Here is a 13,401-nt window from a genome sequence, read left to right as displayed (position 1 = left end):
CTAGTTCCGGTACCGGAACACGATCCGACCGCGCGTCAGGTCGTACGGCGGAAGCTCCACCAGCACCCGGTCCGCCAGCACGATCTTGATGTAGTTCTTGCGGATCTTCCCGCTGATGTGCGCGAGCACCTGGTGGCCGTTGTCGAGCTCCACGGTGAACATGGCGCTGCGCAGGCACTCGACGACCTTGCCCTCGACCTCGATGACGTTCTTGTGCTGCGTCATCGCACCAGCTCCAGGTTGCTGCTCACCGGCCGGGCGCCGACGCCCTCGAACAGCGCCGCGGCCGCTCGGCCGGACTCGTGGACCTCGGCCCAGGCTGCGGTGGCCCCGGAGCGGTGCAGCGTCCCCAACGCGTGCGCCAGCAGCGCCCGCGCGATGCCGCGGCGCTGCTCGCCGGCCCGGACCGCGACCAGTCCGATGCGTGGCCGGCTCACCGCCACCACCCGGATCAGGCCCAGGTAGCGGTCCGGCGCCGCGGCCACCGCGTACTTCGACGGGTCGACGAGGGTGTCGCCTTCGGGGCGGGGTATCACCTCCGCGGGCATCGACTGCCACCCGACGGCCGCCTCGACCTCGGCACGGATCGCGCGGTCCACCGCCCGCAGCAGGCCCTCGTCCGTCTGGCCCGCGGGCACGATCGTCACGCCCGAAGGCGGCAGGACCTCGCCCAGCCCGGTGACCCGCGGGTCGGTCGGCACGGCGTACTCCCACTCGCGGCGCCGGACCGTGAACCCGGCCCGCCGCCAGCCGGCCGTCAGCTCGGTGTCGGCTTCGTCGGCCACCGTGTACAGCGGCGCCGGCAGGTGCGCGAGCATCGCCTCGGCGAGCCGGTCGAAGGCGGCGTCGTGCCAGGCGTCGACACTGACGAACAAGCGTCCGTCGGGCCGGTGCTCCGCATGTCCGCGGCCGACCACCAGGTCGTCCTCCAGCGCATGCCATTGCCGGTCCGCGACACGCGTGATCACCACCGCGTGCCCGCTCCTGCCGGATGGGAAGACATTTGTGTTCATCGGCTTCTCCTCCAGGAATGCCTCGATGTCAGGCGCTCCTGGCGACACCGGATGTCAGCCGCCGGACCGTGACGGGTTGAGGGAGCACCCACGGGTAACTGCGTTCACGGGGCTCACCTCCATACGTCGTTGCGCGGTCCACCGCGACAGTAGCGGCGGAGCGCCGCCTCACTCAAACCCTTTTTCCCGGGGCCCTTATGCGACCTTCACGCTGAACAGGATTAATGTGGTCCGGCGCGGCACATGCCGCTGTCCGACCGAAGAAGGCGCAGCGAGAAGTGGTTCCACCGTCGAGAAAGACGCTCGTCATCGCCGGGGCGGTGGGCGGCACCGCTCTCGCCGCGGCCGGGGCGCTCGCCTTCGCGTTCCGCTCCCCCGTACCGGACATCGGGAGCGCACCGAACGCGGGGCACCCTCTCTGCGGTGACATCGCCCGGCACTACCCGGCCCAGCTCCTGGGAAAGAACCGCGTCGAAGCGAACGGGGCAGGAGTCGCCGTCTGGGGAGACGCGACCGTCGTGCTCCGCTGCGGCACGGCTCCCCCGCGGCCGACCACCGACCCGTGCGTCAACGTGAACGGCGTGGACTGGGTGCTCCGCGGCGACGCTTCCAGCGACAGCCGGAAACTCCTCGTCACTTACGGACGCGACCCCGCCGTCGAGGTGACGGTGACGGACGCCGGTCCTTCGGCATCGGACGTCCTGGTCGATCTCGGCAGTGCCGTGAAGAGAATTCCGCAGAAATCCCGGTGCATGTGAGGACTTGATCCGGGCGACCGGGTAGCGACAGCCGGCGCTGACCGTTGAGGCGGGCCGGCGCTTCCCCTGCACCCTTGCGAAGGGCTCGTCCTTCTGCCCCTGTCCGGGCGCCCGGCGCGGTGATGCGGCGAGGGTTCAGCCGCCGTACGGGCAGGGCGCCACTCTGCCCCGGCGCGGCAGGTGCCACAGGGCGGCGCAGGCGCGCGCGATCTCCAGGAGTGCCAGGTCGCGTCCCGGTGGGGCCTGGAGGTCGATGCCGAAGGGGAGCTCCTGCTCGTCGCGGACGGCGGGCAGGGTGACGGCGGGCCAGCCGACGATGCTCGACGGGTCGGTGTTGCGCAGGAGGGCGGGGAACGCCGGGACCGGGCGGCCCGCGAGGAGGATGCGTGCGCCGGGCAGCAGGCGCGGCGCGGTCACGGGGGCGGTGGGCAGGAGGAGGGCGTCGAGCCGCCGGTCCGCGAGATGGGCGTGCAACAGGGCGTCGAGTGCGGGCCGGTGGACCGTCAGCGCCTGCTCGTACACGTCCTCGGTCGGGCCGCCACCGGGCAGCGGGCGCAGGAGTTCCGCGACGTCCGGGCCGGCGATCCGGGCGGCGACCTCGGGGAAGCGCAGGGGCAGCCCGTGCTCGCGGAGGTACCCGTCGAGGGCGCGGGAGACCTCGTACAGGGCGATGGGCAGTCCGGCGGCCGCCACGTGGGCCTGCGTCCCGTCGGGCAGGTCGTCCTCGACGATGGTGACCCCGGCGGCGTCCAGTTCGGCGAGCCGGGCGTCCAGGGCCGCGCACAGCTGCGGGGCCATGCCGTTCCGGAACGGGTGCCGTGGAGCACCGAAGCGCAGGCCGCGCAGCGCCGGCGCTGCCGCGTGCGGAGGTCCGGGCAGGCGCGTGCCGCTGATGACGGCGTCCAGGAGGCAGACGTCCTCGACGGTGTGCGCCATGACGCCGACGGTGTCCCGGGTCCACGACAGGGGCAGGACGCCCTGAGCGGGATAGCGGCCGGTCGTCGGCCGGAAGCCCACCACCCCGCACAGGGCGGCCGGCAGGCGCACGGAGCACCCGGTCTCGGTGCCGAGCCCGGCCGTGACGAGACCGGCCGCCACGGCCGCCGCGGTGCCACCGCTGCTGCCGCCCGCGATGCGGTCGGGCCGCCAGGGGTTGCGTACCCGGCCGTACGCGCGGTTGTCGCTGGTCGCGCCGAAGGCGAGTTCATGCATGGCGGCCTTGCCCAGGACGACCGCTCCCGCGTCGCGCAGGGCCCGCACCACGGTGGCGTCGCGTGCCGGGCGGTGCCCGCGCAGTGCCGGTGTTCCGCCGGTGGTGGGCAGCCCCGCGACATCGATGTTGTCCTTGACTGCCAGCAGTACGCCGCGCAAGGGGAGTTGGGTGGCGGTAGGTTCGGTGGGGGTACGTTCGGCACCGGTGAGTTCGGTGGCGGTACGTTCGAGTCCCTCCGGACGGTCGGCGCGCTCGGCGTCGGCGCGTACGGCCGCCGGGTCGACGCTGATGAAGGCACGCAGGTCACGGGCGCGGGACAGCCGGCCGGGTGTCAAGGCACGGGCCGCGTGCTCCCGTGCGGTGAGCCGTCCCGCCGCCAGCTCGGCGGCCACTTCGTACACCGTCCGCGGGACGGGGTCTTCGTCAGCGGTCATCCCCGCCTCCTCCCGCGACGGACCGCACCTTGGCGGCCGCCCGGCCGGGCCGCCCACGACGCCCGGATGTGCCGACCAGTATGGCACCGCCGGGGGGCACGATCCGTGTCCAACTACCCTGGCGGAGGAAGGCGTCCGCCTGTCCAGGCCGACGGCAAGGGCTTCACTTTCCTCTCCCAGCCGGAACAAGCAGTGGGCGCGGTTCCGTAGGGAGTTCGGCAGCAAGGCGCAGCAACCGGTGAAGGGCGCCGACGTGGACCAGCCCGTCGACGGCTCGGACAGGCACCGGGAGTTCCTGGTCCGCTGGAACTGAGCCGGTACGGCAGGGCCGGATCCGCAGGCGCCGGGTGCGGACCCGGCGCCGGGGCGGTTCATTCGGCCGCGGCCAGCGAGGTGACGAGGTCGGAGGCGGCCAGCAGGCCGACCGAGCCCGCGTCCAGGCCCGCCGGGTGCAGCGCGTACACCTCCGCCCGCACGGGCAACGGGAGGTCGCCCCGCAGCAGGTACGCCAGCCGCGCCCGGCCGAGGTCCGGCTCCGGCCCCCTACCGTCGTCGGTGGCCGCGGTGCCGATCCGGCCGGCGAACGCCGCGGGGTCCTCCTGGTCGCGGCGCCGGTAGGCAGGAACCTAAGTGAGCCACCCACTTGCCTAAAGCCTATAGGCAGGTGCACACTCATATTCGGCAGACGGAAGGAAGGTCATGGCACCACGCGTAGGGCTCACCGCGGACCGGCTGGCTCAGGCCGGTGCGGAGCTGGCCGACGAGGCCGGATTCGAGGGGGTGACCGTCTCGGCGCTCGCCCGGCGGTTCGGCGTGCAGGTCGCGAGCCTGTACTCACACGTCAAGAACTCGCACGACCTCAAGACCCGGATCGCCCTGCTCGCCCTGGAAGAGCTGGCCGACCGGGGTGCCGCCGCACTGGCCGGACGGGCGGGCAAGGACGCCCTGGCCGCGCTGGCCAACGTCTACCGGGACTACGCGCGGGAGCACCCCGGCCGGTACGCGGCGGCGCAGCTGCGGCTCGATCCGGCGACGGCCGCCGCCAGCGCCGGCGGCAGGCACGCCCGGATGACGCGGGCGATCCTGCGTGGCTACGACCTGACGGAGCCGGACCAGACCCATGCGGTCCGGCTGCTGGGCAGCGTCTTCCACGGCTACGTCAGCTTGGAGCTGGGCGGCGGGTTCAGCCACAGCGCTCCCGACTCCGACGAGACCTGGGCCCGGGTGCTGGACGCCCTCGACGCCCTGCTGCGGAACTGGCCCGCCCCCGCGCCCCAACTGCCCTGACAGACCCCGCAGATCGACAGGTTGAGACCATGCACACCGACGTCAACTGGACCGATACACCCATCACCGCGGAACTCCTGCGCGGCGCCCTGGAGCTGGAGCACACCGAGGACGGCGTGCTGCCGCACCGGCTGCCCGCCTGGGCCCGCGCCCAGGGCGACGACGGACAGCTGGCCATGGCCGAGTCCCAGCCCTCCGGCGTCCGGCTGGTCTTCCGTACCCGGGCCACCGCCGTCGAGCTGGTCACCCGGCCCACCAAGCGGGACTACGTGGGCGTTCCGCCCCGTCCGGACGGCGTGTACGACCTGGTCGTGGACGGCCAACTGGCCGGCCGGGCGAGCGTGGCGGGCGGCAACACGCTGACCATCGACATGGTCGCCGGGAGCGCCGAGTTCCGGCCCGGTCCGCCCGGCACCCTGCGCTTCACCGGCCTGTCCGGTGACCCGAAGGACGTCGAGATCTGGCTGCCGCACAACGAGACGACCGAACTCCTCGCCCTGCGCACCGACGCGCCCGTCGAGCCCGCGCCGGACCGGGGCCGCAGGGTGTGGCTGCACCACGGCAGTTCGATCAGCCACGGCTCCGACGCCGCGAGCCCGACCACGACCTGGCCCGCGCTGGCCGCCTCCCTGGGCGGCGTGGACCTCGTCAATCTGGGGATGGGCGGCAGCGCCCTGCTCGACCCGTTCACCGCCCGTACGCTGCGGGACACCCCCGCGGACCTGATCAGCGTCAAGATCGGCATCAATCTGGTGAACGCCGACGTGATGCGGTTGCGAGCCTTCAGGCCCGCCGTCCACGGATTCCTGGACACCATCCGCGAGGGCCACCCCACCACGCCGCTGCTGGTCGTCTCCCCCCTCCTGTGCCCGATCCACGAGGACACCCCGGGGCCCAGCGTCCCGGACTTCTCCGGCCTCGACGCCGGACAGCTGCGGTTCCGGGCCGCGGGCGACCCGGCGGAACGCGCGAGCGGAAAGCTGACCCTGAACGTCATCCGCGAGGAGCTGGCCCGCATCGTGGCGCAGCGGGCGGCCGAGGACCCGCAGCTGCACCACCTCGACGGCCGCGAGCTGTACGGCGAGGGGGACTTCGCCGAGCTGCCGCTCCCCGACGAGCTGCACCCGGACGCCGCCGCCCACCGCCGGATCGGCGAGCGTTTCGCCAAGTTGGTGTTCGCGGAGGACGGCGTCTTCACGGAGGGCTGAGGCTCCACGGAGGGCCGAGGCTCCGCTGGTGCCGGGGGCGGCGCGCAGGTCGGCTCCGGCGCCGCTGCCGGGCGCCGTACGAGCGCCTCACTGCTGGTGGGAGGCGAACATGGCGAGCAGGCGCTCCAGGCCCTGCTCGCCGAACATCAGCTCCAGGTTGGCGGCGGACTCCGCGGCAGCTGCCTCGCTGCGGGGGAACAGCGCCTCTTCGTAGGCGGCGAGAGCGGACTCGATGGCGTCGGGGTGGGCGGCGATCGCCCGGCCGAGTTCGGCACCGTCGAAAAGGGCCAGGTTGGCGCCCTCACCGGCGAACGGGGACATCAGGTGGGCGGCGTCACCGAGCAGGGTGACACCGGGGACGCGGTCCCAGCGGTGGCCGACGGGCAGGGCGTGGATCGGGCGCGGGATCAGCGCGCCGTCCGCGTCGGCGATCAGCGCCCGCAGGCCCTCGTCCCAGCCGTCGAAGTGGGCCAGGACGGCCTTCTTGGCGGTGTCGGCGTCCAGGCCGGGGAGGGTGGCGGCCCAGTCCGGGCCGGTCTTGAGGGCCGTGTAGAGGTGCAGGCTGCCGTCGGACTCACGGTGGGCGAGGATCCCGCGCTCGTCCCCGAGGCAGAAGAAGGAGCCGCCGCCGACCAGAGCGGCGCTGTCCGGGTGGCGGGTGTCGGCGTCCAGCAGGTCGGATTCGACGAAGGAGATGCCGGTGTAGGCGGGGACGGCCCGTGAGACCAGCGGCCGGATCTTCGACCAGGCGCCGTCGCCGCCGACGAGCAGACCGGTGGTGAAGGCGGTGCCGTCGGCGAGCGTCACCTCGTGGCGGCCGCCGCCCAGCGCCCGCGCGCCGGTGACCTTGCTCCCCCAGCGGACGGTGCCCTCGGGCAGGGAGTCCAGCAGCAGGTCGCGAAGTTGCCCGCGGTCCACCTCGGGGCGGGTGCCGTCGCCCTCGTCCTCCTCCTGCAGCCGGACGGTGCCCTGCGGGTCGAGGACGCGCGTGGCCTCGCCGCCCTGGTGGACGAGGGTACGGAACCGGTCGTACAGGCCCGCGGCGCGCAGGGCCTGCTGGCCGGTGTCCTCGTGGATGTCGAGCATCCCGCCCTGGGTACGGACGTGCCGGCCGGCTTCCCGCTCGTAGATCACCGCTTCGATGCCGTGTACGTGCAGGACGCGGGCCAGGGCCAGGCCACCGAGGCCCGCGCCGACGATGGCGATGGGGTGGTGGGTGGGGGTGGGGGTGGGACGGGTGTTCAGGGTCATGGTGGTCTCTCGTTCGGTGACGGGATGGCTGATGTGGCGGCGACGCAGGCGGAAGGCGACCGTCGCCTGGGAACGGAACACCCCTCAGCGTCACCGCGGAGTCGTCTCCATACCGCTGATGAGCAGACGGAAGATCCACGCCAGCCGCTCTTCGCCGGTCCCGGAGAACAGGTCGGCGCCGAGGACGGCGATCCGCGGATACGTGGCGGGGTCGGCCTGCCGCAGTACGCCCACGAGCGCTTCGTGCTCGTCCTCGGCGGCGGCGTCGCGGTCGCGGACGGCCTGTTCGGCGGCGGTGGCGGTGGCCACGTGCAGCAGGACGTCGACGCCCCAGGCGGCCTGCGCGTCCGGGACACCGCCCTCGTGCAGCAGGGCGAGGACCGCCTCGACCAGGGACAGGTAGTTCGCCCCGCGAGGGCGGGCCACCAGCGCGGACTGGGCCAGGCCGGGGTGCTGGAAGAGGGTGTGCGTGTAGGAGCCGAGGAGCGCCACCAGCCGGTCGCGCCAGTCGCCGGACGTACGGACCGGGGAGAGGTCGACCTCCCCGAGCAGCTCCTCCAGGACCGCGGCGTGCAGCTCGGCCGTGCCGGCCACGTACACGTACAGCGAGGCGGGGCCGGTGTCGAGTTCCTGGGCCAGGCGGCGCATCGTCACCCGGTGCAGCCCTTCGGACCGCATCAGGGCGACGGCGGTGGCGACGATGCCCTCGTAGGTCAGGGCGGGCTTGGCGGGCCGCTCACGGCGGCTGCGCGGGGCAGGGTTCCGTGGAGTCACCCCGCCACCGTAACGAACGCGTTCGTGACGAACAAGTTCGGCACGGTGACGGAGAGGACCACTGGCAGCATTCAGGCTGGTCAGGCGACCTTCAGAAAGCCTCCTACGATCTCGTTGAACTCGTCAGGACGCTCCATGTTGGGGTAATGCGCGGCACCGTCGATCGATACCGCGCGACCGTTCTCGACGGTCCGGGCGAAGCACTCGGCCATCTCGATCTGATCCGGCGCGTCGATGCCGCCGTTCACGGCGAGTACGGGGATCTCGATGCCGGCGGCCCGCTCCCAGGTGTCACGGACCGGGTCGATGAAGTTGGGCTCGCCGCTGCTGTGCTTGAGCAGGGTGCCCCTGGCCATGTCGCGGAGTTCGCCCACGACCTCGGGGTCGACATCGTCGAGAGCGCGGTGCGGACCCACACCGAGGAGGAGGAACGCCTCGATACTGGCGTCCAGATCCCCTTCCGCCATCGCCGTGTGCCAGGCGGCCATGGTCCGCGTGGTCCAGGGGTCGGAGAAGTACGGCTCACTGGTGCCTGCGCCGCTGACGACCAGCGCGCTGACCAGCTCGGGATACTCCAGCGCCGTGTCGACGGCGGTGCCCGCCCCCATCGAGAGGCCCACCAGGACCACCGGGCCGGTGTCCAGCCGGCGCAGCAGCCCGGCGAGGTCGTCGGCGGGACGGAACGGGCCGGTCGCGTTGGCGGAGCGGCCGTGGCCGCGGGCGTCCGGGGCGATGACGCGGAAGTGCTCGGCGAAGTACGGGATCTGACGGGACCACATGCGGTGATCGAGGAAGCCGCCGTGCAGCAGGACGAGAGGGCGGCCATGACCGGAGTCGTGCCAGAAGAGGTCATCCATGACAACCAAGGTGTCATACTCGAAGTGTTGTGACAACCAGGGTGTCATTATTGGTGGTGCCTGGGCCGCACACCCGACGGGCCGCCCGTTCACGGCCGCCCGGCGTCAGTTCACCTCCACATCGTCGAGGGAAGCCAGCAGGCGGGAGAGGACCCGGATGCAGGCGGTGATCTCGTCCTCCGTGAGGCCGGCGCCCGCCTGGCGCAGCGCTGCCCGTTCGCGGTCGATCACGGCGGTGATGGCGGCCCGGCCCTTCTCCGTGAGGGCGATGAGCGAGGACTTCTTGTGCGCCGGGTTGGGCAGGAACTCGACCAGGCCGAGGCCGGCCGCGTCATTGGTCATCCGCTGCACGAACTGACGGCTCAGCGCCTGCGCCCGGCCCATCTGGGGCACCGTCATGGCCCCGTGCTCGCGGAGCATGTTGAGGACGGCCCGCACCCCCACCGACAGCCCCTCGAGGGGCGCGTCCTGCTCCACCTTGCGCTGGGCCCGCCGGTACAGCGGCCCCACCAGGTTGAAAACCTCCACGAACCGGTCACCCGGATCCTCGGGCGTCCGACTGCCGTTGTCCTCACTCACTCCCCCATCATGACACCAGGGTTGCCATGTGAGGAATTGCGGTGCGGCTGCCCGGTCCCGGTGGTTAGGTTGGCGGGCGTGAACGATGCGCCGTACGACTTCCGTACCCTGCTGCCCGCCGACGGTGACGGATGGGAGCCCGTGACGGACGGGGAGTCCGAGGCCAGTGTCTTCCGTTCCGCGGACGGGAAGCGGTACGCCAAGTGCGTGCCCGCCGGCCGCACGGCCTCGTTGGAGGCCGAGCGGGACCGTGTCGACTGGCTCGGCAGGCAGGAGGTTCCGTGCCCGCGCGTGCTCGACTGGCGCGTGACCGCCGACGGTGCCGCGATGGTGACCACCGCCGTCGAAGGCGTCCCCGCCGACCGGGTACCGGCGTCGGCCCTCCGGGCGGCGTGGGAGCCGATCGCGGACGCCGTACGCCGGCTGCACGGCCTGCCCGCGCCACAGTGCCCGTACACGCGTGATCTCGGCCGGCTGTTCGCGGTGGCTCGCGATGTGGTGGCCAGAGGAGCGGTCAACCCGGAATTCCTGCCCGTCGAGCAGCAAGGGACGCCCCCCGGCGAACTGCTCGCGCGCCTCACTCCGCAACTCGGGCACCGCCTCGCACAGGAGGCTGCCACGACCGTCGTCTGCCACGGCGACCTGTGCCTGCCCAACATCGTGCTCGACCCCGGCACCCTGACCGTGGCGGGCTTCATCGACCTCGGCCGCCTCGGGCGTGCCGACCCGTACGCCGACCTCGCCCTGCTGTTCGCGACCGCCCGGGAGGTCTGGGACGACGACGCGCGGGCGGCCGCGGCGGAGGACGCGTTCGCCGCCCGGTACGGGATCGCCCTCGACCGCGAACGGGAGCGCTTCTACCTGCACCTGGACCCCCTCACCTGGGGATGAGGCCGGCAGCACGGTGATCTGCGTCCGCAACAGGCGGCACAGTACAACCCTTTGCCTCATCAGGAGTCACCTAGTCGTACATGCCTGACGCCTCAGGTGACATCTCAGGAAGGTCTCGTCGATGAAGTTCCGCCAGACCCTCACGGCTGCCGCGGCAGCGGCCGTGCTCGCACCCGCCGCCGTGCTGGCCTCGCCCGCCGCCGCGTTCGCCACGGAAACACCGGGCCGGCCGGCAGACACCACCACGTCGCAGCAGGACGGCGCCCCGGAGGACGACGGCACGTCCGGGAAGCCGGACGGGGCGACGGAGTCGGGCGGGTCGTCCGAGGCCGGAAAGCCGGCCACCGGAACCGGCGGGAACCCGAAGCCCGGTACGGGGAACGACACCGGCCCCGGTTCCGGCACCGAGCCCGGTACGGGGAACGGCACCGAGCCCGGCACCGGCAAGGACACCACGACCAAGCCCGGCCAGGAACCCGGCACCCAGCCGGGACAGGACCCCAAGACCGAACCGGGCACCACGACCGGCGGATCGAAGTCCGAGGACGACCGGCCGGACAAGCAGTGCGAGGTCGGGCCGGGGCGCCTGCGGATGGCCGTCAAGGGGCTGCAGACCGAGTTCGTCGCCGGTGCCGGCTGGAGCCGTTCCTCCATCACGATCACCAACACTTCCGACAAGGCGCTGGACAAGGTCAGGCTGGCGCCGCTCGCCTACTCCTTCGAGCCCGTCGAGTACCCGTACTGGGAGCTGCAGGCGGAAATCCTCGACCCGCGGACGGGCCGGTGGGTGAGCTTCGACGACGCCATCAGCGAGGAGGAGTTCAGCGATCTCTCCGTCGGCGCGCACAGCACGGTCAGCCTGCCGATGCGGGCCCGCGCGATCCCCACGGCCACGCCCGGCCTCGGCTGGGTGATCATGGAGGGGGCGTACACCGACAAGGACGGAGCCTGCGGCAGCTCGAACCACGGGGAGTACTACTTCAGCATCCTCCCGGCGCACAGCAAGCCCGGCGAGCCGGAGAAGCCCGGTGAGCCGGAGAAGCCGGGCAAGCCCAGCGAGAGCGCCCGGCCCGGCGCCGGTGGCGCGGGCGGCAACACGCCGCAGGTCGGGCTGAAGACGCAGGGCGGCGCGCAGGAGCCCGCCGGCACCGGCGAACTGGCCGCAACCGGCACATCCGCCGCACTGCCGACGATCGCCCTGGTGGGCGGCGTGGCGATGGCCGTGGGCGCGGGCGCGGTCGTCAGCGTACGCCGCCGCAAGGCCGACGCCGTCAAGTGACCGACACCGTCAAGTGACCGGTGCCCTGGTGGCGCGGCGCAGTGTCAGCGCTGCCAGGGCCTCCGGGGCGCCGGCCTGGTCCCGGATGCCGGGAAAAGCGTTGATGTCCACGATGAGCGGTGCGCCGTCGCCCGCGTCGATGATGTCCACGCCGAAGACGTCCAGCGCGAACACCTCACCGACCCGGCGCACCGTGTCCGCCCAGCCGGGCGGCAGGCCGTCGAGGGCGAGCGGCCGGGTGGGGCCCCGGCCTTCGGGCGCGAGTTCGGAGCGGCGCAGGGCGGCGAAGAGCCGGCCGTCGACGGCCCAGAGCTTGTGGTCCCAGCCGCTGTTCGGGACGAAATCCTGGACCACGACCGGCTCCTGCGGACGCGCGGCGGCGAGTTCGCGCAGGTCCGCTTCGCTGTCGACGCGGGCCACCAGGTCCCGCTTGCGGCTGTGCCGGCTCTTGACCACCACGGACCCGGAGAGGCCCGGTCCGTCGGCCAGTTGCGCGAGCGTGCTGAAGGTACGGGTGGGGACGAACGGGAGGCCGGCGTGCCGGGCGCGCCGCGCCATCGCCGTACGGTCCTGGCACAGCGTGGTCGCCGCGGCGGAGTTCACCACGGGGACGCCGCGGCTCTCCAGCGCGCGGGCGAGGGCGAGGGCCCGGGGCGTACGCGCCTTCAGCAGGTAGATGTCGGCGGGCCGCTCGGGAGCCGCGTCGGCCTCGTCCGGGTCCAGCGTCTCCACCTGATGACGGGGCGCGAGGAGGGCGGTGGTGGCGGCGAGCAGCGGATGGCCGGAATCGCCCGTGATGAGGCCGATCCTCATGCGCTCTCTCCCGCGGCCGCGGGGATGTGCAGGGGGACGGGGGCCGAAACCGGGGCCGGCACCGGAGGCAGGGCGGGCGCCTGGCCCGCGCGGGCCAGGCCGAGTACGGCGTGGGCCACCCGCGCCACCGCGTCCGGGACCTGCCGGAAGCTGGGGAAGTCGTTCACGTCGACGACCACCGGGCCGTCGGGCCCCAGCAGGACGTCCACACCGTACAGATCGAGGCCGTAGACCGCCCCGACCTGCCCGGCGATCGCGGCCACCTCGGCCGGCAGCGGCACGCGGCGCTCCCGTACGCCGAGTTCCGGGTGCAGCGGGGAGCAGCGCTCGGTGGCGTACAGCTCGCCGCCGACGCAGTACACCTTCACGTCGATGCCCGAGTTGGCCACGTACGGCTGGGCTATGAGCAGGCCCTCCCGCGCCAGTTCGGGGGCCAGCGCGGCCAGCCGGTCCGGTGACGGCACCAGGTGCACGGCCCGTCCGGAGCTGCCGTCGGCGGGCTTGACCACCAGCGGGTACTGCGACTCCGGTATCTCCGCCAGCAGTTCGGGCCGCGCCGCGGCCCAGGTCGGCGGCATGGGGAGCCCACGGCTGCGGCCGATCGCCGCGGCCAGCGCCTTGTCCCGTACGCGCCGGATGGACCGGGCGTCGTTGACCGTCGTCATCCCGGCCGAGGCCGCCGCTTCGAGCAGGGTCAGCCCGGGGCCGCCGGAGACCGTCTTGAGCACCCAGGCGTCGTGCGAGCCCGCCCGTACCGCCTCGGTCATGCGCAGCAGGGAACCGCCCGGCCGCAGCACGTCCACCTGGTGCCCCCAGGATCTCAGCTGACGGATCACCTCATTGGGCATTCCGTCGTGCCGGTAGTGTTCCTCCACCAGGAAGCAGAGCCTCATCGATCTTCCTTGTAATCCGCCGAGCCGGCCCGGCGCGCGTAGCGAGATCACAGGATGTCATGGCTGATCGCCGGCGCTCGCCCCGGCGCCGGGGCGGGCTGCTCCCCGGCGTGGGAACGGAAGCCCCGGGAGTGCCCGGAATTCCCCGCCG

Annotated in this window: 14 protein-coding genes; 5 read left to right on the top strand and 9 right to left on the bottom strand. The window is 72.9% G+C overall.

The annotated features are described in order from the left end of the window. Entirely contained in the window at positions 1–225 is a 225-nt protein-coding gene (infA, locus tag AB0L45_RS27035) for a translation initiation factor IF-1 (RefSeq protein ID WP_365844293.1), read from the bottom strand. Continuing rightward, on the bottom strand, positions 222–1,013 hold the full coding sequence (locus tag AB0L45_RS27030; RefSeq protein ID WP_365844291.1) for a GNAT family N-acetyltransferase: 792 nt from the start codon (positions 1,011–1,013) through the stop codon (positions 222–224). Before AB0L45_RS27030 ends, infA begins: the two co-directional genes overlap by 4 nt. Positions 1,014–1,291: 278 nt before the next feature. Between AB0L45_RS27030 and AB0L45_RS27025 the strand changes: the two genes are divergently transcribed. Beyond that, positions 1,292–1,771 carry a DUF3515 family protein gene (locus tag AB0L45_RS27025; RefSeq protein WP_365844289.1) on the top strand — a complete coding sequence of 160 codons (480 nt, stop codon included), beginning with the start codon at positions 1,292–1,294 and terminating at the stop codon, positions 1,769–1,771. Between the two features lie 135 nt (positions 1,772–1,906). Here the strand turns inward: AB0L45_RS27025 and AB0L45_RS27020 are convergent, their stop codons facing one another. Next, a complete protein-coding gene (locus tag AB0L45_RS27020) occupies positions 1,907–3,418 on the bottom strand; it encodes an amidase family protein (protein WP_365844287.1) in 1,512 nt (503 codons plus the stop codon). A 699-nt stretch (positions 3,419–4,117) separates the two neighbouring features. Between AB0L45_RS27020 and AB0L45_RS27015 the strand changes: the two genes are divergently transcribed. Together AB0L45_RS27015 and AB0L45_RS27010 are read left to right on the top strand one after the other, a co-directional pair. Beyond that, positions 4,118–4,705 carry a WHG domain-containing protein gene (locus tag AB0L45_RS27015; RefSeq protein ID WP_365844285.1) on the top strand — a complete coding sequence of 196 codons (588 nt, stop codon included), beginning with the start codon at positions 4,118–4,120 and terminating at the stop codon, positions 4,703–4,705. Positions 4,706–4,734: 29 nt separating this feature from the next. Next, positions 4,735–5,913 (top strand): GDSL-type esterase/lipase family protein, encoded by a 1,179-nt coding sequence (locus AB0L45_RS27010; protein ID WP_365844283.1) that lies wholly within the window; start codon positions 4,735–4,737, stop codon positions 5,911–5,913. 87 nt (positions 5,914–6,000) lie between these two features. Here AB0L45_RS27010 and AB0L45_RS27005 read toward each other — a convergent pair whose 3' ends face one another. From AB0L45_RS27005 to AB0L45_RS26990, 4 genes are all read right to left on the bottom strand, one after another. Continuing rightward, positions 6,001–7,164: an NAD(P)/FAD-dependent oxidoreductase gene (locus AB0L45_RS27005; RefSeq protein WP_365844505.1), complete on the bottom strand. Its 1,164-nt coding sequence runs from the start codon at positions 7,162–7,164 to the stop codon at positions 6,001–6,003. A 90-nt stretch (positions 7,165–7,254) separates the two neighbouring features. After that, complete coding sequence (locus tag AB0L45_RS27000) at positions 7,255–7,938, bottom strand: TetR/AcrR family transcriptional regulator (protein ID WP_365844281.1); 684 nt, start codon at positions 7,936–7,938, stop codon at positions 7,255–7,257. A gap of 80 nt (positions 7,939–8,018) precedes the next feature. After that, complete coding sequence (locus AB0L45_RS26995; protein ID WP_365844279.1) at positions 8,019–8,795, bottom strand: alpha/beta hydrolase; 777 nt, start codon at positions 8,793–8,795, stop codon at positions 8,019–8,021. A gap of 105 nt (positions 8,796–8,900) precedes the next feature. Next, on the bottom strand, positions 8,901–9,374 hold the full coding sequence (locus tag AB0L45_RS26990) for a MarR family transcriptional regulator (RefSeq protein WP_365844277.1): 474 nt from the start codon (positions 9,372–9,374) through the stop codon (positions 8,901–8,903). Positions 9,375–9,452: 78 nt separating this feature from the next. Between AB0L45_RS26990 and AB0L45_RS26985 the strand changes: the two genes are divergently transcribed. Together AB0L45_RS26985 and AB0L45_RS26980 are read left to right on the top strand one after the other, a co-directional pair. Beyond that, on the top strand, positions 9,453–10,265 hold the full coding sequence (locus tag AB0L45_RS26985; RefSeq protein WP_365844275.1) for an APH(3'') family aminoglycoside O-phosphotransferase: 813 nt from the start codon (positions 9,453–9,455) through the stop codon (positions 10,263–10,265). A 121-nt stretch (positions 10,266–10,386) separates the two neighbouring features. Further along, positions 10,387–11,544, top strand: coding sequence for an LPXTG cell wall anchor domain-containing protein (locus AB0L45_RS26980; protein WP_365844273.1), 1,158 nt, complete (start codon positions 10,387–10,389; stop codon positions 11,542–11,544). A 9-nt stretch (positions 11,545–11,553) separates the two neighbouring features. On the opposite strand, the gene AB0L45_RS26975 is transcribed toward AB0L45_RS26980, so the two are convergent. Further along, positions 11,554–12,357 (bottom strand): alpha-L-glutamate ligase, encoded by an 804-nt coding sequence (locus AB0L45_RS26975; RefSeq protein WP_365844271.1) that lies wholly within the window; start codon positions 12,355–12,357, stop codon positions 11,554–11,556. After that, the gene (locus AB0L45_RS26970) at positions 12,354–13,250 is read right to left on the bottom strand and encodes a hypothetical protein (RefSeq protein WP_365844268.1); all 897 of its coding nucleotides are present in this window, start codon (positions 13,248–13,250) and stop codon (positions 12,354–12,356) included. The genes AB0L45_RS26975 and AB0L45_RS26970 overlap by 4 nt, the downstream gene beginning before the upstream one ends. Positions 13,251–13,401: the final 151 nt, after the last annotated feature.

The sequence above is a fragment of the Streptomyces sp. NPDC052496 genome, assembly GCF_040679095.1.
In the GTDB taxonomy this organism is placed as follows: Bacteria; Actinomycetota; Actinomycetes; order Streptomycetales; family Streptomycetaceae; genus Streptomyces.
The sequence above is the reverse complement of the archived record's forward strand: the minus strand, read 5'-3'. Positions and strand labels throughout refer to the sequence as shown.

Bases quoted from the DNA above. Each gene is read 5' to 3' on its own strand.
- infA (WP_365844293.1), bottom strand. From the start codon at position 225: ATGACGCAGCACAAGAACGTCATCGAGGTCGAGGGCAAGGTCGTCGAG.
- AB0L45_RS27030 (WP_365844291.1), bottom strand. From the start codon at position 1,013: ATGAACACAAATGTCTTCCCATCCGGCAGGAGCGGGCACGCGGTGGTG.
- AB0L45_RS27020 (WP_365844287.1), bottom strand. From the start codon at position 3,418: ATGACCGCTGACGAAGACCCCGTCCCGCGGACGGTGTACGAAGTGGCC.
- AB0L45_RS27015 (WP_365844285.1), top strand. From the start codon at position 4,118: ATGGCACCACGCGTAGGGCTCACCGCGGACCGGCTGGCTCAGGCCGGT.
- AB0L45_RS27010 (WP_365844283.1), top strand. From the start codon at position 4,735: ATGCACACCGACGTCAACTGGACCGATACACCCATCACCGCGGAACTC.
- AB0L45_RS27005 (WP_365844505.1), bottom strand. From the start codon at position 7,164: ATGACCCTGAACACCCGTCCCACCCCCACCCCCACCCACCACCCCATC.
- AB0L45_RS26995 (WP_365844279.1), bottom strand. From the start codon at position 8,795: ATGGATGACCTCTTCTGGCACGACTCCGGTCATGGCCGCCCTCTCGTC.
- AB0L45_RS26980 (WP_365844273.1), top strand. From the start codon at position 10,387: ATGAAGTTCCGCCAGACCCTCACGGCTGCCGCGGCAGCGGCCGTGCTC.
- AB0L45_RS26975 (WP_365844271.1), bottom strand. From the start codon at position 12,357: ATGAGGATCGGCCTCATCACGGGCGATTCCGGCCATCCGCTGCTCGCC.
- AB0L45_RS26970 (WP_365844268.1), bottom strand. From the start codon at position 13,250: ATGAGGCTCTGCTTCCTGGTGGAGGAACACTACCGGCACGACGGAATG.